At 53.7% G+C, this 18641-nt stretch carries 17 protein-coding genes; 11 read left to right on the forward strand and 6 right to left on the reverse strand.

Annotated elements, in window-relative coordinates; all coding sequences use genetic code 11:
• Both IMCC3135_RS20505 and IMCC3135_RS20510 read left to right on the forward strand, forming a co-directional pair.
• Nucleotides 1-825: an ABC transporter permease gene (locus IMCC3135_RS20505; protein ID WP_205737640.1), complete on the forward strand. Its 825-nt coding sequence runs from the start codon at nt 1-3 to the stop codon at nt 823-825.
• Nucleotides 815-2461 carry an ABC transporter ATP-binding protein gene (locus tag IMCC3135_RS20510; RefSeq protein WP_088919296.1) on the forward strand — a complete coding sequence of 549 codons (1647 nt, stop codon included), beginning with the start codon at nt 815-817 and terminating at the stop codon, nt 2459-2461. Before IMCC3135_RS20505 ends, IMCC3135_RS20510 begins: the two co-directional genes overlap by 11 nt.
• Nucleotides 2462-2520: 59 nt before the next feature.
• Here the strand turns inward: IMCC3135_RS20510 and IMCC3135_RS20515 are convergent, their stop codons facing one another.
• The gene (locus IMCC3135_RS20515; RefSeq protein WP_088919297.1) at nt 2521-3606 is read right to left on the reverse strand and encodes an isocitrate/isopropylmalate dehydrogenase family protein; all 1086 of its coding nucleotides are present in this window, start codon (nt 3604-3606) and stop codon (nt 2521-2523) included.
• A gap of 403 nt (nt 3607-4009) precedes the next feature.
• On the opposite strand from IMCC3135_RS20515, the gene IMCC3135_RS20520 reads away from it, so the two are divergent.
• Complete coding sequence (locus tag IMCC3135_RS20520) at nt 4010-5194, forward strand: FIST N-terminal domain-containing protein (RefSeq protein ID WP_169727499.1); 1185 nt, start codon at nt 4010-4012, stop codon at nt 5192-5194.
• A 67-nt stretch (nt 5195-5261) separates the two neighbouring features.
• On the opposite strand, the gene IMCC3135_RS20525 is transcribed toward IMCC3135_RS20520, so the two are convergent.
• The 5 genes from IMCC3135_RS20525 to pedF all read right to left on the reverse strand — a co-directional run bounded on the left by IMCC3135_RS20525 (nt 5262) and on the right by pedF (nt 10404).
• Nucleotides 5262-7046, reverse strand: a complete 1785-nt coding sequence (locus IMCC3135_RS20525; RefSeq protein ID WP_088919299.1) for a PQQ-dependent methanol/ethanol family dehydrogenase — start codon at nt 7044-7046, stop codon at nt 5262-5264.
• 207 nt (nt 7047-7253) lie between these two features.
• Nucleotides 7254-8273, reverse strand: a complete 1020-nt coding sequence (locus IMCC3135_RS20530; RefSeq protein WP_088919300.1) for a quinoprotein relay system zinc metallohydrolase 1 — start codon at nt 8271-8273, stop codon at nt 7254-7256.
• The gene (locus IMCC3135_RS20535; protein ID WP_088919301.1) at nt 8273-9064 is read right to left on the reverse strand and encodes a quinoprotein dehydrogenase-associated SoxYZ-like carrier; all 792 of its coding nucleotides are present in this window, start codon (nt 9062-9064) and stop codon (nt 8273-8275) included. The genes IMCC3135_RS20530 and IMCC3135_RS20535 overlap by 1 nt, the downstream gene beginning before the upstream one ends.
• An 11-nt stretch (nt 9065-9075) precedes the next feature.
• Nucleotides 9076-9855 (reverse strand): substrate-binding periplasmic protein, encoded by a 780-nt coding sequence (locus IMCC3135_RS20540; protein ID WP_205737641.1) that lies wholly within the window; start codon nt 9853-9855, stop codon nt 9076-9078.
• A gap of 102 nt (nt 9856-9957) precedes the next feature.
• The gene (gene pedF, locus IMCC3135_RS20545; protein WP_088919303.1) at nt 9958-10404 is read right to left on the reverse strand and encodes a cytochrome c-550 PedF; all 447 of its coding nucleotides are present in this window, start codon (nt 10402-10404) and stop codon (nt 9958-9960) included.
• Between the two features lie 177 nt (nt 10405-10581).
• On the opposite strand from pedF, the gene IMCC3135_RS20550 reads away from it, so the two are divergent.
• From IMCC3135_RS20550 to IMCC3135_RS20585, 8 genes are read left to right on the forward strand one after another with little or no spacing between them, the layout of a single operon-like run.
• Nucleotides 10582-11715, forward strand: a complete 1134-nt coding sequence (locus IMCC3135_RS20550) for a rhodanese-like domain-containing protein (protein WP_088919304.1) — start codon at nt 10582-10584, stop codon at nt 11713-11715.
• Nucleotides 11712-12707 carry an AAA family ATPase gene (locus IMCC3135_RS20555; RefSeq protein WP_088919305.1) on the forward strand — a complete coding sequence of 332 codons (996 nt, stop codon included), beginning with the start codon at nt 11712-11714 and terminating at the stop codon, nt 12705-12707. Before IMCC3135_RS20550 ends, IMCC3135_RS20555 begins: the two co-directional genes overlap by 4 nt.
• Nucleotides 12708-12726: 19 nt before the next feature.
• Complete coding sequence (locus IMCC3135_RS20560; RefSeq protein ID WP_157736148.1) at nt 12727-13770, forward strand: DUF58 domain-containing protein; 1044 nt, start codon at nt 12727-12729, stop codon at nt 13768-13770.
• Complete coding sequence (locus IMCC3135_RS20565) at nt 13767-14261, forward strand: DUF4381 family protein (protein WP_157736149.1); 495 nt, start codon at nt 13767-13769, stop codon at nt 14259-14261. Before IMCC3135_RS20560 ends, IMCC3135_RS20565 begins: the two co-directional genes overlap by 4 nt.
• Nucleotides 14258-15220, forward strand: coding sequence for a VWA domain-containing protein (locus IMCC3135_RS20570; RefSeq protein WP_088919308.1), 963 nt, complete (start codon nt 14258-14260; stop codon nt 15218-15220). The genes IMCC3135_RS20565 and IMCC3135_RS20570 overlap by 4 nt, the downstream gene beginning before the upstream one ends.
• 2 nt (nt 15221-15222) lie before the next feature.
• On the forward strand, nt 15223-16185 hold the full coding sequence (locus IMCC3135_RS20575) for a VWA domain-containing protein (protein WP_157736150.1): 963 nt from the start codon (nt 15223-15225) through the stop codon (nt 16183-16185).
• Nucleotides 16185-17084: a tetratricopeptide repeat protein gene (locus tag IMCC3135_RS20580; RefSeq protein ID WP_088919310.1), complete on the forward strand. Its 900-nt coding sequence runs from the start codon at nt 16185-16187 to the stop codon at nt 17082-17084. The genes IMCC3135_RS20575 and IMCC3135_RS20580 overlap by 1 nt, the downstream gene beginning before the upstream one ends.
• Nucleotides 17078-18484, forward strand: coding sequence for a BatD family protein (locus IMCC3135_RS20585; protein WP_088919311.1), 1407 nt, complete (start codon nt 17078-17080; stop codon nt 18482-18484). Before IMCC3135_RS20580 ends, IMCC3135_RS20585 begins: the two co-directional genes overlap by 7 nt.
• The last annotated feature ends 157 nt before the right edge of the window (nt 18485-18641 follow it).

Consider the following 18641-nt stretch of genomic DNA (forward strand, 5'->3'; position numbering starts at 1 on the left):
ATGATGTCCAAAATACCCGTCAGTGCCCTGTTGGGAATACTGCTGACCAGCCTGTTCTTGCTAACCGCCCTGTTCGCGCCCTGGCTCGCACCCTATGGCATCGCAGAAGTTGTCGGCGATGTCTGGGAACCTATATCCACGAGCCATTTGATGGGCACAGACAATCTGGGACGTGATCTGCTATCGCGCATGATATTCGGTGCCCGTACAACCATATTCATTGCCCTGATGGCCACCGCTCTTTCCTTCACACTCGGCTCGGTTCTGGGATTGACAGCAGCTGTCATCGGCGGCTGGTTCGATCAGATACTGTCCCGTTTCGTGGATCTGCTGATGTCGATTCCTACGCTGATATTCGCACTGGTCATACTCTCTGTTCTGCCATCGAATCTGCTGACCCTTATTCTGGTCATGGGTACACTGGACGCAACCCGTGTCTATCGACTATCACGGGCTGTGGCTGTTGATATCAATGTCATGGAATTTGTCGAGGCCGCCCGCCTGCGTGGCGAGGGTCGACTCTGGATCGTCTTTCGAGAAATCCTGCCCAATGCCCTGACGCCGTTGATTGCAGAGCTGGGCTTGCGCTTTATCTTCCAGGTGCTGTTCCTGTCGGCACTGTCGTTTCTCGGCCTGGGCATACAGCCGCCAGAAGCTGACTGGGGCGGCATGGTCAAAGAGAACAAGGATGGAATAATATTCGGCATAGGGGCAGCTTTGATACCAGCTGCGGCTATCGCCATACTGGCCATTTCGGTCAATCTGGTAGCGGACTGGGTGCTCAACCGCACTACCGATCTGAAGGGAGGTCGCAGTGGACAATAAAACACCAGACGCACTACTGGATGTGCGTCATCTGCAAATCTCGGTCACCATTCATCCCACCGACGGCAAGTCTCACGATGTGGTTATCGTCGATGACATCTCCTTCAGCTTGCCCAAAGGTCGGGTGCTGGGCTTGATCGGTGAGTCTGGCGCTGGCAAATCCACCATAGGCCTGTCGGCTCTGGGCTATGGACGTGGCGGCGTGCATATCTCTGGCGGTGAGGTGATTCTCAACGGACGCGACATACTCAACGGCGGCAAGTCATTACTGCGCAACGTGCGTGGACTGGAGGTGTGTTATGTCTCTCAATCAGCGGCTGCCGGGTTCAACCCTGCCCATCGCCTGATCGACCAGGTGATCGAGGCAAGCCTTCGCAAGGGCTATTCAAACTCCCAGGCTCGAGAGCGCGCCATTGGCCTGTTCAAGACCTTGAGCCTACCCGACCCGGAAAACATCGGCAGTCGCTATCCCCATCAGGTATCCGGCGGCCAACTGCAGCGGGTAATGACCGCCATGGCATTATGCTCAGAACCGGACCTGATTGTATTTGATGAGCCCACAACCGCACTGGATGTGACGACGCAAATCGATGTACTGGCGGCCATCAAGCATGCCATTGCACAAACCGGGGTGGCAGCCTTGTATATCTCGCACGACCTGGCTGTCGTTGCACAAGTCTCGGATGAGATCATGGTGCTGCGTGGCGGCAAGATGGTCGAGCATGCCGATACACGCAGTATCATTGAAACGCCTCAGCAGGAATACACCCGCGCCCTGGTAAGTGTGCGCTCGATAGATCATGAGGAAAAGTCACCCGACGGTGGCCAACCGCTACTGCAAGTCAAAGACATCACAGCTCGTTACCCGAGCACCGATGTGGACGTGCTACGCAATGTATCGATAGAACTCCTGCCCGGCCAGACGCTGGCGGTCGTTGGTGAGTCCGGATCAGGCAAGTCAACACTGGCGCGTGTTTTGACAGGTTTACTGGAGCCCAGTGCTGGCTCCATCAAATTCGATAATCGCACGCTCCCCAGCGCCATGGGTCAACGTAGTCGCGATGACTTGCGCGAGCTGCAGATGATCTATCAGATGGCAGATGTCGCCATGAATCCGCGGCATACGGTAAGAACCATCATCGGTCGACCACTCACCTTCTATTTCAATCTACGCGGTGATGAAAAGAGACGGCGTATCGATGAGTTGCTGGATGAAATCGAGATGGGCTCGGGATTTGCCGATCGCTATCCGGCAGAGCTCTCCGGCGGACAGAAGCAGCGTGTCTGTATTGCCCGCGCTCTGGCCGCAAAACCCAAACTCATCATTTGCGATGAAGTGACCAGTGCCCTTGATCCACTGGTCGCTGATGGCATCCTCAAACTGCTGCTGGACCTGCAAAGCGTTGAACAAGTGGCCTACCTGTTCATCACTCACGACCTGGCCACCGTACGCGCCATTGCCGACTCCATTGCGGTCATGCACCGTGGCAAGGTTGTTCGTTACGGCGGCAAGTCGGAGGTGCTGTCACCGCCATTTGATGATTACACCAAGCTACTGCTATCCTCGGTGCCAGAGATGCAACTGGGCTGGCTGGACAAGGCCATGACGGAAAGGAGTGCGCGTCAGCCAGGCTAGCAGAGCGTATTGACAAGCGCTACGAGCCATACCCTATAGTGGGGAGGCTCTTAGGGCTCTTAGCGTTGCAGTATGCTCAACAGTGCTTCGGTGATGGCCAGAGTACCCATATCACCTCCGAATTCCATCGGGCGCAACAGATTTTCGGCAAAGCCCGTATCGACTGCCTGGTCAATCAGCACAGCGGCACTTCTGATACTTTCATCACCGCTCTTTTCTGCCAGATAGTCCAGCATCAATCCACCACTCATGATCGCCGCCAGAGGGTTGGCTTTGTCCTGTCCCATGATATCTGGCGCACTGCCATGCGCTGGCTGAAACATTGCGTTCGCATCACCAATCTCGGCACAGGCAGCCATCCCCATACCACCCACGAGACCGCCTGCCAGATCGGAGAGGATATCGCCGAACATATTCTCCATGACCATGATATCGAACTCCCACGGTTGCCGAATCAGATCCAGAGCCTGTGCATCGACATAGTTGTAGCCAGTTTCAATATCCGGATACTGCGGCGCAATCTCATCGAATATCTTGCGAAAAAATGCCATCGAATTGAAAACATTGGCCTTGTCGACGCAGGTCACTTTTCCAGGCTTGCCCCGGCTCTTTCTTTTCTGTGCAAGTTTGAATGCAAAATGGTGTAATTTTTCAGTCGTTGCACGCGTAATGCGCAGCGTATCCTGCACTTCACTATCGCCAATGATCACACTGCGTCCGTGCGCAGCAGCAGAATAGAACAAGCCTTCGGTGGATTCTCTCAGGACCACCATATCGATAGCTGCCGCCCTTGGGTCTGCCAGACGCTGAGGCGAGTTCGGATAAGCCTTGATCGGACGAACCCCCGCATAGAGCCCGAAACGGTCACGTATCCGTAAATGCGGGGAGATTTCGGTGCCGTTGTCATGCCGGATGGAGGGCAGACCAATAGCGCCGAGAAATATGGCATCCGCCTCACCTGCCTTCTCCTCACCACCAGGTTCGATGTCGTTACCGGTTTCCTTGAAATAAGCAGCACCTGCCTGGATCTGCGTATAAGCCAATTCTGGCGCGGCACATCGAACCAATGCTCTGTCAACGATAGTCATCATGGCATCTGACACATCAACGCCGATTCCATCACCTTTGATCAGTGCAATTTCCATTGATAAATTCCTGAGGTATAGCCTTCCAGCTAGTTGTTGCAGATAGTAGAGCTGCGAAAATCAATCAGTATTGAGGATATCCATCGGCTCGACAGATGTACGCCTGCTGACAGACGACATCAGCATGTCTCATTCTAAGCTTGTCGGACACAGATCTCTCTGGCTTGCGATTCAGAATACCAGTTACACCATAATTTAGGTATATTTTAATGTATACATTATTAAGGATAATCGTTCTCATTTTTGCAAGACACAAGCTCTGCCCTCGATATATCACGGATATTCCTTGTGCGATCCCATTAGCTCGTTCACGATACAGCTACCTTTGAGACGAACGATCAGCAAGCATCTGATCAGGTCTCGATGATGTGAGTTCTAGCAAACGATCATGAGGGTCCCATTCGTGCAATCATCTACCGCAGGCCCCATATCCCAGAAACGCTATTCCAGTGGAATACAGGCACTGTGGAGTAAAACGGCAACAACCGACCAAGTGTGCAGCAGCATCGCCGGGGTTAATGCTGAACAGGATTTTTCCGCCTGCATCATCTGGTTTTCTGCCAGCTGCCACCATCCAGAAGCATTGGTGTCGGGCATGGCGCAGCACTCACCAGCACTGAAATTCTGTGGCTGCTCCACCAGCGGCGAGATCACTCCCGACGGTCTGCAGGATGACGGTATCGTTGCCATCCTGTTGCCGGCACGCTGGTTTTGCGTACATACCTTTGTCATGCAAAATATTGCCAATTTGGGTATGGAAAATATTGCCCAATACACCTCTGATCAACGCGAATCGTTTCTGGATTCCCTGCCGCAAACAGACCCTGCACAGACGCAGTTTGCCCTGCTGCTGATAGATGGTCTCACCTACTCGGAAGAGACCGTCACCGTGGCTATTGACAGAGGGCTGGCTGGCATTCCTCTTATCGGAGGCTCTGCCGGAGACAACCTTGAGTTTATAAAGACCTGGCAAATCAGCAATGGTCACGCTTGCACGGGAGCAGCGATGCTGTCTTTGATCAGTTGCAAGCTACCGTGTCAGGTCTATACCAATAATAACTTCGTGCCGACCGAACACAAACTGGTCGTCACCGAGTCGGATCCGAATCAGCGCCGAATCAGCGAGTTCAACGCAGAACCGGCAGCGGTTGCCTACGCAAATGCCATTGGCATGCGACCTGATGAGCTGGATGCTGGTAGCTTTGCTTCATATTCGGTGATCATTCGAATGGGCGACAAGCATTATTGTCGCTCTATCCAGCAATTGAACGATGATCTGTCATTGACATTCTTCTGTGCCATCGACAATGGGCTGGTACTGACCCTGGCTCGTTCCGAAGGCATGGTGTCCTCCTCACGCCAGGCCATTGAAGAGCTGGAACATAAAATCGGCCCCATCGACGTCATGTTCGGATTTGACTGCATTTACCGAAAACTTGACGCCCAGTATCGACAAACCAGTCATCGAATTGCTGAACTATACAAAGAGAAGAACTTTATTGGCTTCAACAGCTACGGTGAGCAGTACAACTCCATGCATATCAATCATACATTTACAGGTATTGCTATCGGGATGCCTCCTGAGTAGCTCAACCGCGTGATGCCAACCCATGTCACTGCAGGGTTGGCACCACGCTCGGACTCAAGCGTAAAGACTACTTGGCAGCCAGACCTTCAGGCACTTTGAATACCCACACAGATCCGCCCTGGTTCAGATAGCTAACCACCTTGGCAACTTCTCCACCCCACAAAGGTACCGCACCGCCCCAACCAGTGACGATGGCAACGTACTGCTCACCATCCTGTTCCCACGTAATGGGCGAGGACACGATGCCGGTGCCAGTCTGGAATTTCCAGAGCTCTTCACCTGTCTCATCATCAAATGCCTTCAGATAACCTTCAGGTGTACCGGTGAATACCAGACCACCCGCGGTAGTCAGTACCCCACCCCATAAAGGTGCCTTGTTCTTGTATTCCCACTTGATATCGCCTGTGACCGGATCAAGAGCTTTCAACGAACCAATATAGTCATCGAACAAAGGCTTTATCGTAAAACCTGCACCCAGGTAAGCAGCGCCTTTCTTGTATGTGATGGGTTCATTCCAGATATCCATACCCCATTCGTTTGAAGGGATGTAGAAGTTTCCGGTGTTCTGGGAATAGGCCATCGGCATCCAGTTCTTACCGCCCAGAAAACCGGGAACGGCGAATGATGATTTGCCTTTCTTGCCATCGGCACTTTCTGCCGGGTTACCGGGACGATTATCCGGGTCATATAAAGGACGACCGTTCTCATCGATACCCTTGGCCCAGGTTATATCCTGAACAAACGGGACTGCCGAAATGAACTCACCGTTAGTACGATCCAGCAAGTAGAAAAAGCCATTACGATCCGCTGTGGCACCGGCCTTTATGGTTTCACCGTCTTTTTCCATGTCAAACGAGATGAACTCATTGACGCCGTCAAAATCCCAGCCGTCGTGTGGCGTTGTCTGAAAGCCCCATTCGATCTCGCCGTTTTCCGGATTGATGGCAATACGTGAAGAGGTCCACTTGTTATCACCCGGACGCAGATGACTGTTCCACGGTGCAGGGTTACCCGTTCCAAAGTAGGCCAGCTTGGTATCAGGATCGTAGGTGCCGCCCAACCAGGGAGCTCCACCACCGTTCTTCCATTGATCTCCCGCCCAGGACTCGTTAGCCACACCCGTCATGGTTGACTCTTCGCCGTTGAGCGTGCCCATATGACCTTCGATGGTTGGCCGTGACCAGACCAGTTCACCGGTATCAGGATTACGTGCATCGACCTGACCGACGATACCGAACTCACCACCGGAATTGCCCGTCACAATCAATGGACCATGTGCTTCACTGGGTACGATCAGAGGCGCTGCAGTATAGGAGTAGCCCGCCTCATAGTCGCCCAGCTTCTTGCGCCAGATGACCTTGCCGGTCTTGGCGTCCAGAGCCACGATCTTGGCATCCAGGGTGCCAAAGAAAACCTTGTCGCCCAGTATGGCGGCGCCCCTGTTGACCACATCACAGCAAGGCAGAATACCTTCAGGTAATCGCGCATCGTACTGCCAGAGCTCTTCACCGGTTGCGATATCAATGGCCCACATACGGCTGTATGAACCGGTGACGTACATGACGCCATCCTTGATCAATGGTTGTGACTCCTGACCACGCTGCTTCTCTCCTCCAAACGAGAAAGACCAGACAGGGTACAGATTCTTGATGTTGTCCTTGGTCAGAGTCGCCAGCGGGCTGTAGCGTTGTCCACGAGGCCCCAGTCCGTAGGAGACGATGTCTTCTACCGAGGCCTGGTCATTCATGATTTCCTCAATTGAAACATCCAGCGCGGTGGCCGATGTGGCGAATCCTGCGACGCTAAGTGTCAATGTGCTGGCAAATGCCAGCAAGGTCTTTTTTCGCTTCATTAATTGCTCCTAGAGTGGAAAATCATTGCATTCATCGAGAGGTGAACTCGGCGTGTAAGTGTCAAGGCGTACAGTTCTTCAAGGTGCCGTGCCATCGCATCAGCAGTTTAGTCGAGTTTTCACAAGCTCCATAGTGGACAAAAGTACACTGCAAGCATGGTTTTTAATTCAAGGCACGCTTACAGAACATTCTCAATCCTCCTTTTTCTAACGAGTGACCTCAACGACGGGATAAAGTACATCTTCCAGCGCCGGATACAGATGTACAACGGATCTTTCATACTCGGTACGAATCACACCCAAGCCTTCAAAACGTGCCGGAATGGGTAGCACCATCGCCTCATTCATGGTAAGTCCCTTGCCGACCGAATCGCTGATGCTGCCATACAGCCAGTCAATATAATCAGCGGTTTGTACCAGAGATTCATCCTTGGCATCGCTGGGCCCATGACCGGGCACCAGCAGAGACTTATCCATACCGGACAGCACCTCCAGTGAAGCCTTCCATGAAGGAATATCGGCATGTGGCGTTGTCGGAGCACGATAAAGAAAGGCAAGATCACCTGCGAACACCACGCCGGTCTCATCATCTCTGATGACAAAATCGCTGTTGGTGTGGCCTTCAAGGTAAAACAGTGAGAACTGTCGTCCCCCCACATCCTCATTATCAGTATTCATGACAACAGTCGGTGCAACCGAATACGTACCGCGCATCCAGTCCCCTAGCAGACGATACATATTGTCGGTAAACCCGTCACCTTCCAGACTTATGTTCTCAATCACCTTTTGCGGTGCGGCGATGACAGAGGCCTCAAATGACTGGTTACCCAGAAAATGATCCGGGTGATGGTGAGTGTTATAAACCCGAAGTATCGGCTTGCCGGGTACGGTTCTGCCGATCAGCTCGCGCAAGGCATCGCCGTAGCGCTTCGAAGGCCCCGTATCGATCACGACAACGCCATCGGGGACCTCGATGAAGGAGGTATTGACGATATTGCCGCCATTGTCCTGGCTAAAGTATTCGGTGCGCCCCAGCACCGCCCACGTTTTTGATGCCACCTCAACCGCAACCAGATCAAAATCGAGTAACCGTGCCCCTGCCGAACCACAGGCGGCACAACCACATCCTGCCGCAAACCACTGCAACACCTGTCGTCGCGACCTGGATATCGGTGCCGCGCTGGCTCTGCTGCCAGCGACAGGCATGACAGGTGTTGAAGTGTTCATCAAAGCTCGTTGGCCGCAGGTATATCCAGAGGAAAACTGAAGGTATTACCTTCAGTGTCGCGAGAGGAAACACGCAGAATCATTTTTTCTCGCCCTACTTGCGGCTTTATGGTCAGCGTCGGATTTTCACTAACGGGCTCATACAGATCCAGCTCGGCAATTGCCCCACCTTGCTCATTGCTGATCGTCAGCTCATTGAGATAGAAGGCGGGAATTCCTACAGCCAGACCAGTGTCCATCGGGTGGCGCATGCGCAGCGTCATCCGCGCATTGCTATCATTTTCACGAATGGCGAATGCGCGTGTCTCGCCCAGCGTCTGCATCCAGTTGCTATTGCCGTGCGCAGCCGCAGCAGTGGTGCAACCACCACCAGCCGCATCTACCACGGCACCACCCACATGCCATACGCCATCAGCCGTACGAACACCGACATGAATGGGTGAGGTCTGCTGCAGTTTGAGTCGAAAACCGATATAAGGCAGTGCCCCTGCAGGACGAAAATTCATCACCAGCGGAATCGGATTCAGATCAGCCACAGCAATGATTTCTTCGACGCCGTCAAGCTCGGTGGCGTCGACCGTGACCGGTACATGAAACTGGTTCTCGGCAGACAAAGGGGCCATGACCTTGACTCGATCATCAAATACGATATCGCCCTCTGGCATGAAACGCTCGACCATGGCCTGCCACATGACTGACTGGAAGGGGTCCTCAGGAACCTCTCTGGCCAAAGCTCCTGTGCTAGCAGCTGCTAAACACAGGGCAGAGACCACCTTCAACCACTGTTTCATACCCTATACCTTCATTGCTGTAACTCGACGGGTAGCCATTCAACGCCATACTTTGCATAAATAGCCTGCATATCGCCCGATTCGATCATCTCCGTCAATACGTCACCCAGTGCATAACCCAGATCCCGACTGTCGTGCTTGACGGCAATCCCAACCGGCCAGCCCGTTCGTACGATACCGGGCATGGGTGGCTGAACTACTTTGGAATTTATATCCGGAGCGCTAAAGGCTACCCATTCTGCCTGAGCTCGTGAAGCAAGCAAGGCGCCTACCTCACCCGTCGTGTAGAGAAGCTGTGCATCCTTGAAGGTCCAACCTCGACGAATGCTCTCCAGCAACTGTCCACGAAATGCTGCTGACAGAAAGAAATCGCCTGCGGTATCCAGTTCCACAGCGATCGGATTGGATACAAAGCGACCAAATGTATCCACTTCAGGATGGATATCCTGGTTGAATATCACAGCCATCTGTTCCTGAAAGTAAGGTGAGCTGAGCACTGCAAATTCATTGCGTGCATCCACCTCACGATCAAACGGGGCGTGCATCATGACATCGGCGGTCTTGTGATAAACCAAGTCACCTTTCCATATATAGACTCGCAGATCGTCATCCAGATTTTCGTCAGCCGGTCCAATAAGAAACTCGACATCCACCCCCAGACTCTTGCCAAAGCGACGCGCTATCTCCACATCAATACCTTGAGCGACCCCCGCCTCATCCTTCCACGAATAAGGCGCGTAGTCGCTGTAGGCAAACACCACCAGTTTGCCACTGTCGACAACATCGTCCACTGGACGGGCTTGCAGCGCAGACGAACAAAGCGCTGCCCCCAATAGACACAAAGACGCTGAAAGCAGCTTTGACTGTTTAAGAAAACTGATGGATAGCACTGTTTATTCTGGCCGTGGTTGAGTTTCTGTATACGAACGGATTGCCCACATGGCTTCCTGATTCAGAATATTCTCAAACGGAGGCATCTTGTAGGCGCCATTCTGAGTATAGCCCTTGCGCACTCGTTCCATAAACCACTCATCACCAAACTCACCATCCTCCAGCATGCGAAGATCCGGCGCAATGCCGCCTGAAATGGCTTCCAGTCCGTGGCAACGAGCACAATTGGATATATAGGCAGAAGCACCGATGGTACGCGCCAACTCGTATTGTTCCCCACCCATTACGCGATAGGGGTTTTCCATGGCGATCTCTTCAGGCAAGACTTCCAGGCCTTCGGTATCCACCGCTTGCGGTTGAACATCACCATGGCCAAAGCCGGTTGTTGAGAGCATGAACTGCGACAGGACCAGCAGCACGGTACCACCGGTCAAAAGACGTCTTTTCATTTGCTTGTAAAGTCTGTGATTCGAAGGAGCGTAGGGTAGCCTGAGCAACGAAACATCAACATGGTACTTTGGGTGCTATGCACAATAAAACATGATTTACAGACACCAAAACAATGAAGTCGGCCTTGGACTTTGGTACCACTGTGTTTACTCCTCACACAATGCATACTCCTGATCATGCTGGATAAAATCTTACTTGCACTTGCCTTGACTCTAGTTAGTGCTGCACCGGTCGCGGGCCAATCAGACACTCGCTATGATGTCGACCCGGATAGTGGCCTGCGAATGGAGCGTTACCGAGCTCCAGTGCCTGCTGACATACCTGGCGGCATCACTCTGAACACCGAACAGGCCATCGCACTCTGGCAGCAGGAAAAGTTGATCTTCATCGATGTCTTTCCACCAAAGGGGCTCGGACCCGACCCACTGGATGGACATTGGCTCATCCCTGATGAACGCCTGTCGATACCCGGCGCAGTCTGGCTACCTGAGGTGGGTCGAGGCACACTGACGGATGAGGCCGTTGATTATTTCAAACGCAATCTGGTACGGCTGACCAATGACAAGCCTGACACAAGTATCGCTTTTTACTGCACATCCGACTGTTGGCAGAGCTGGAACGCTGCCAAGCGGGCCATTGACTGGGGCTACAGTGCCGTTCACTGGCTTCCCGTGGGCACCGACGGCTGGCTGGAGCTGGGGGCTGAGCTGGTAGCGGTACAACCGATCAATTTCTTCGATGATTCGACTCAGCAAGCAGCAGCATTGACAGAAGCTCCTGAGAGCCAGACGGTAACCGATATCACGGCCGAACCTGCGTTTCCCGATGCCGCTCGTATCTTCCTGATCGATCAGCAAGGCGTTGAACTGGAAATTGGCAATGTTGTATTTTCGAAGAACGGCCCGGATAAGAGCGGGATCAGCGTTGAAGTAGACAGTGACCAGTTCGTTGACCAGTTTCTGTCAATGCGTCCCTTCAAATGCCTCACCGGGGCGAGCGAATGGTTCTGCTATCTGCCCTACCCGTATGAGCTGAAGAACGAGGTGACAACCAAGGAGCTTACCGAGCTGGAGTACCAGTTATTGTTCATCTGGAAATCGGTGGCAAGTTTTGGTATCGATGCGTGGAATGGTGTGTACTACCAACTTGAATGGCAGCCAGATGGCAGCCTGCAAGGCAAACTACTACAAGGAGATCTCAACGTGCTGGCCTCACCACCAGAACCAAACAGCCATCCGATCGAACTGGACGAGTTCATTGCCGAGGACGCCCAAAGTCGTTTATACCCTTCGCTGATCATTCGGCCATGAAGGTGGGTATTGACGAACAACAAGCACCGCAGGCAGCGTTCAGCGCTCTGCAAGAACTCAGAGCAACACTTGGCAAGCAGCTCGTCGGACTTGAACCGCTGATCGACCGGCTGCTCATAGCCTTACTCACCGGCGGGCATCTTTTGATAGAAGGCCCACCGGGTGTTGCCAAAACCCGCACCATCAATCGCTTTGCACAATTGCTGAACGTCAGGTTCGCACGCATACAGGCAACCCCTGACCTGTTGCCGGCAGATATCACCGGCACCGATATGTTCCAGCAGCAAAGCGGTGAATTCAAGTTCCATGCAGGCCCCCTGTTCAACCATATCGTGCTGGTGGATGAGGTAAACCGGGCACCACCCAAGGTTCAGAGTGCCTTGCTTGAAGCGATGGGTGAGCACCAGATAACCACCAATGGTGTCACGCGCAAGCTTGAAGAACCGTTCATGGTGGCAGCCACACAGAACCCCATTGAGTACGAAGGCACCTATCCCTTACCAGAAGCACAACTCGATCGATTCATGTTCTTTGTCACCATTGATCTGCCAGGCATTGAACAAGAGAGGATGATTCTGGATCAGGTATTGAGTGAACCAGACGCTTTACTCGATACTCCCAAGGTGGCTGCAATCGGTGATCGTGAGCTTATCCTGCAGGCCAGACAGGCAATACCGCAGGTATTCCTCTCCGAAGCGGTGCGTGATTACATTGTGCGTCTGGTTAGTGCCACTCGTGGGCACGGTGCCGGAGCTGCAGTTGCCACAGGCATTGCCCAGGCTGCCAGCCCGCGTGCATCGATCAATCTGGCGATAGCCTCACGTGCCGCTGCCTGGCTTGACGGGCGCGACTTTGTGACGCCTGATGATGTCGTGGCCCTGGCTCCGGATATCCTGTGCGGACGTATTGCACTGGACTACCGGGCTCGTGCAGCCGGCAAGACGACACGACAGCTTGTCAACGAATTGCTGGACGCAACCCCGCGGGTCTAGCACGGATACTGATGACGCTGTGAATGTGCCTGAAACTGACAATCTGGATGATCCAAGCGTAAGCATCAGCGTGCAGTCATTACTGGACGAAAGACATTCGACCCATACCAGCACCTTGCATCAGCCTGCAGGTACAGGCCAGTGGACCGGCAATTTTCGAGGCAGTCGTCGAGGTCATGGCACCGACTTTGATGATCTGCGCCATTATAGTCCGGGCGATGAAATCCGACATATTGACTGGAAAGCCAGCGCCCGCACCAACACACTGCATACACGACTATATCGAGAAGAGCGCGAACATCGAGTCACACTGATTACCGATCTGCGCAGCTCCATGTTCACAGGCACACATGAACTACGCTCGGTTAAAGCCTGTCGCGTAGCAGCAAGATTACTATGGCAAGCGGTCGAAGGAGGCAGTCGAACCAGTGTCGTTGGGGTTTGCGACACCGGACTATTTGCTAGTGAATACGGTAACGGCCATCGTGCCGCGATAGATGCCTGTGGACTGCTGAGCCGCCGCTTTGAGGATGCCCGACAACAAGCCACGTCGAGCCTGCAACGTTCCTCATTGAACAGCGATAAGCACGAATCAACCGATGTGCTGATCACCCTGCCCGGAGCCTACACAGAGCATGGCGAACCGCCTGTGACATTCGAACAGGTCGCCCATTGGCTGATCACACAACGACGGCTACATGGGACGATAATATGGATTAGCGCTTTTGATCAATTGGGTGACAAGTTCAACGAGGCAATGCAGATACTGTCACAAGCGACCAGACAAGCCGCCGTACACATCAACGATGTCATGCTGGAGCAGGCCCTGCCAACGGGTCGCTATGGTTATCGTTCTGGCGATCCGTCGAACTGGACCCAGAACCGAGCCCCTCATGCCATCACGATCAATCGTCAACAACGCCAGCGTTTGCAACAGCAACTCTCAGAACAGAAACAACAGCGCATTGCACGCTTCTCGGATCTGCTGATTCCCTTGCTGGATACAGATGCTGGCAATACGCAGATTGTCACCGTTCTACGCCAACACGGTTACCTGCCTTGAACAGCGAGCAACTTCTCAGCCAACTGCGAGACATACAGCTGCCCCCTGCACCTGAAAGTGTGCCTGCCTGGCTCATTGCCGCCAATTTGTTGTTGCTGCTTACTCTGTTACTGGGAATTTACCGACTCTGGCGTCTGAAAAAAAATATTTGGCGACACGATGCATTGAACCAGGTGCTCAAAGCCCGCTCCATGGAGCCTGCAGCGGCGATGCTGGCGCTGGCAAAACTGCTCAGACAAATCATGCTGCACAGAGGGCACGATATTTCCAAGACCGGGCGTTCCTGGCTGAGCAGCCTGGATGTTGCCTTTGATACGAACTGGTTCACACAGGCAGAAGGACAGGCATTCGGCAGCTCCTTATACCGACAATCGACTATCAACAACAATGAACTGCAACTGCTGTGTCTGCATCTTGAGCGTCTTATAAAAGCTCTGCCAGCCAGGGCGAAGAGCACGGCTCAGCAACAACGGCCACATCACGGTTCATGATTCACTTCAACTGGCCATGGGTGTTGCTGCTGTTGCCTGTTCCATGGCTGTTCAAGCTCTTGTCGACAAAGCCTGTATCAGCAGCTATCGATATACCGCCGACAATGGAGCACGCATTGCAGTCTCTGACTGGCGACACGAAGAATCCTGTGGATATCAGGCAGATTCTGCTTTGGCTTTCCTGGCTGTCTCTACTGCTGGCAATTGCTCAACCCTGGCAACCCGGAGATGCGGTAGTACAACCAGTCAGTGGCCGTGCCATTGCCCTGGCCATCGACATTTCAGGCAGCATGGAACGACAGGATTTTTCATTCAACGGGCAAACCAGCGATCGTCTCAGTATCGTCAAAAAGGTAGCCGGTGACTTCGTCATTCAACGCAAGGGGGATCGATTGAGTCTTGTACTGTATGGCAAACAGGCTTTCATCGCATCGCCACTGACCTTCGATCTGCCTGCATTGAGCCATATACTCGACAGCGCAGGCATTGGCATGGCAGGCCGCTCAACCGCAATTGGCGACGCCATCGGCCTGGCTATCCAGACCTTGCAAAGCGATCCGGCTGGCCAGAAGGCCATCTTGTTACTCTCGGACGGCACCAACAATGCAGGCTCGGTTGAACCGGAAAGCGCTGCAGAACTTGCCAGCACCCTGGGCATCCGTATCCATACCATTGCTCTGGGTAGCGTCGATGGGGAACTGGAGGGCTATAGCACTGCGCAGTCTGCGGATCTGGATGAAGCAACGCTTGCATCGGTGGCAGAAAAAGCTGGCGGCCTGTTTTTCAGGGCCACCAGCAGCGATGAACTGCAACAGATCTACACAGCCATTGATGAGCTTGAACGCGCAGAGGTGGAAGCACCACCTGTAATTCTGCGCAACGACCTTCGACAGTGGCCACAAGCGGTATTGTTGCTCTGCCTGTTGCTGCTGGCAAGCCGCCAGCGACTGTCCCGATGAACATGAGCTGGCAAATCGGTGAATGGTTGATTCTTCGTCCGCTGTGGTTATTACCGGCATTGCTACTGGTGATTGCAGCCTTCGTGTGGCGACCTGACAGCTATCACAATCATTGGCGCAAGATCCTGTCGCCCGCTCTGTTCCGTTTTCTGGGTGCTGACACCCGTCGCGCATCACGATGCAATCTGCCACTGCTGGTTGCCGCTGTGGCAGCCCTGAGCTTCTGCCTGCCGGTCCAGCGGCAAAGTGATGATGACACCTGGCGTCACAGCATCGGCTGGCTGGCGGTGGCTGATGTCTCACGTTCAATGACACTAGACGATACCGTGCCCTCCCGTCTCGCTGCCATGCGCGAGGCACTGGCTCAATTATCCCGCCAGGCTGGAGCCAGACCCATCGCCTTGATCCTGTTCTCCGGAGATGCATTTCTGATAGCGCCACCGGCCTTCGATCGATCGATATTCAATGAACATACCGCCTTGCTGGAACATGGCGTCATTCCAGTCGAAGGCTCTAACCTGGCACGGGCTCTCTCACTGGCAACATCAGTCATAGAAGACAGCCAGTTGCTCAGGACGCGCATATTCGTGCTCGGTGACTCGGGCGGTATCGGTAAAAGCAGCATCGCCGCAGCACGCTTTCTGGCCGATGCCGGCCATCAAGTCGATACACTGGTATTTGGCTCATCCGAGCCCATGCAAGAAACAAGCAGCGATGAGCGTGGTGATGAAACCGCTGTTGACTGGCAACAGGCACAGGCGCTGTCCAGAGCCGGTCATGGCATCAGCGTCAGGGCCAACAGCTTTGGCGTCATTGATTATGATCAACTTGAGCTGGACAAGCAATCCAGTGTCTCGACCCACGCAGCACTCAGCAGCCTTGTGTGGCAGGATCAATCACACTGGTTACTACTACTGGGCATACCACTACTACTGCAATTGTTCCGCCAGGAGTCAGCACACTGATGCGCAGGCTAGCAGCTTACCTGCACCCTCTGCGATGCATACTGGTGTTCAGCCTGGTCCTCGCTAGCGCCGTACCTGCATCAGCCAGCGACGACAATCTGCTGGCCCACCGCTTGTTCGAGCAAGGAGACTTTGTTCGTGCGGGCGAGATATTCACCGATCCGGCCTGGAAAGGCGTGGCGTTTTATCGCTCAGAGCAATGGTGGCGTGCAGCCGAAGCTTTTGTCAGAGCTGATGATCCCGTGTCGGCATTCAACCTGGGCAATTGCTATGTGCAATTGGGATATCTGGAACTGGCACTGGATGCCTATCAGCAGGCATTACTGCTGGACTCCTCACTTGAGGCGGCGGCCGACAATGCGAAGTTGATGCGCAAACTACTGGCAGCAGAGGACAAACAGAAACAACAAGGCGGACGTCAACCATCGGGCGAGGAAATAGAGCGCCTTGAAACCCAGGATGAGACTCACGAACGCGGCAGTGGCGAAGGCGGTGATGAGCAAAGCGATATCAGTGAAGCTGCCCCGACCGAACAGTCCGATGAACAAGGCAAACAAAGCATGAAAAGCGGCGAAGATGCTCAGACGGGTCAGGGAGGACAGGCCAGCAAGCAAGAACACCAAGCCGCTGAGAAACAGGATGGCGGCGCGCTCAAGGGTGAGAGCAGTGATGAGAGCCCCCAGAATAGCGCCTCCGGCGAAGCTGAGTCAGAGACTCTCTCAGATGATTCTCTGGCAGCAGGCGTGCGAAGTACCCTGGAAACCGAGCAGGCTACAACGCAATGGCTTAACCGGATCAGCCATGACTCAGCCCTGTTTCTGCAACGACGTATCCGACTGGAGCAACGTCGCAGACTGGCCGCCGGGCAATCCGCACCTGCAGGTGGCAGCTCATGGTGAGGCATCTGGCTCTACTTGGCTGCCTTCTGATATGGATATGTACCACCACTGCCCTGCTCATCCCCAAAGCTCAAGCTGCCGATGTAGTGCCCTCCATAACACTCACAGGCAGTGACGAGCCTGTGTATCTGGGGGATAGTGTCTTCATCGAACTCGAAATCGTTGGTATCGAAGAGCCACTGGATATCAACCCTCTGCTCCAAGGGGCCGACCTGTTACGTGAAACGACGGGTACCCGCATTGCCGTCATGAATGAACAAGTCGTTGATATGAAATCACGACGCATGGAGCTGGTCCCACGTCGTGAAGGTCGTGTCATTTTCGGCCCTCTATCGGGAAGCAGCATCAAGGGTCAGGTGACATCGAATGCGATCGTGATCGAGGTGCTGCCGCCTGCCCAGCTGGACTGGCAACCCACACAGGATGATCTGCAGATCCAGCTTTCGCTCAGCCTTGGTGACGGCGAGGTCCTGTCACAGGTCTATATCGGGCAGCACATCATTGCCGATATCGAACTCAGACACAAATACCCGATTGCCGACGAGCAAATCACTTTGCCAGACTTTAACGGTTTTGATGTCTTGGAGCAGTATGTCGAACGCAGAACACTGGACAAGCAAGGTGACGGGGAATCATGGCGCCTTACTGCCTGGCGCTATCATTTGTTCCCCCAGCATTCAGGCGAACTGAGCCTGGCTGCTCTCACCTGGAAAGGCACCGCTATTCGATCACGCACACAACGTGCGACATTCGACAAACACTCTCAGTTCCCGACTTTGCAGATCAGACCAGCCACCAGCAGCTCTGACTGGTGGCTACCTGCCAGTCAGGTCTCACTCAGCAACACCTGGTCCAAGGACCCCAGAGAATTGACAGCGGGTGACGAAATTCTCAGAACCATCACACTCACCGCACGTGATGTACTGGCCAGTCATCTACCGGTCGTTGTTCCCCCTGAAAGCCGCGCCTTGACAACAACCCTAATCGGACAAACCCGATCCCAGCAACTGTCAGGCAATCATACAACTGCCACAGCAGTGTTTGAATTTCGAATGACGGCCCAAAGCCCCATTCCCGTGTTTCTGGATACGGTGCGAGTGCCCTGGTTCAGTACGGTCGAGGCCATTCCCAGAGAGGTCATCATTCCCGCCCGCCGCATCAATGTCGGACTACCTGATCGTGCCGATTTGCTGGCCAGCCTGGCACTGGAGAATAACTGGCTTGATGCCTTCCTGTTACGACTTGAAGGTAATGTAACTCGACTGATACCCTGGCATATCACACTTGTATTATTGTCTATTGCAGCAGCCTTGATCTGGCTGCTACAACTGGTGCACTGGTACAAACGCCGCCGCCGGTACAAACAAGACGTCAATTCGAGCGTACTACCTGATCTTTGAGCAGAAGCAAAGTGAAGTAAGACGACTCTCAATCCATGCCACGAATCGCAACAAACGTACGGCCGATTGAGTTCCGTGCAATTCGTAGTATTCTTGCTCAACCGCCGCACGCATTACCGGCGTACCGCGCTGATCTGAAGCCTTCAGTGTCTCGTTT

This window comes from Granulosicoccus antarcticus IMCC3135 (genome assembly GCF_002215215.1).
Classification (GTDB): Bacteria; Pseudomonadota; Gammaproteobacteria; order Granulosicoccales; family Granulosicoccaceae; genus Granulosicoccus; species Granulosicoccus antarcticus.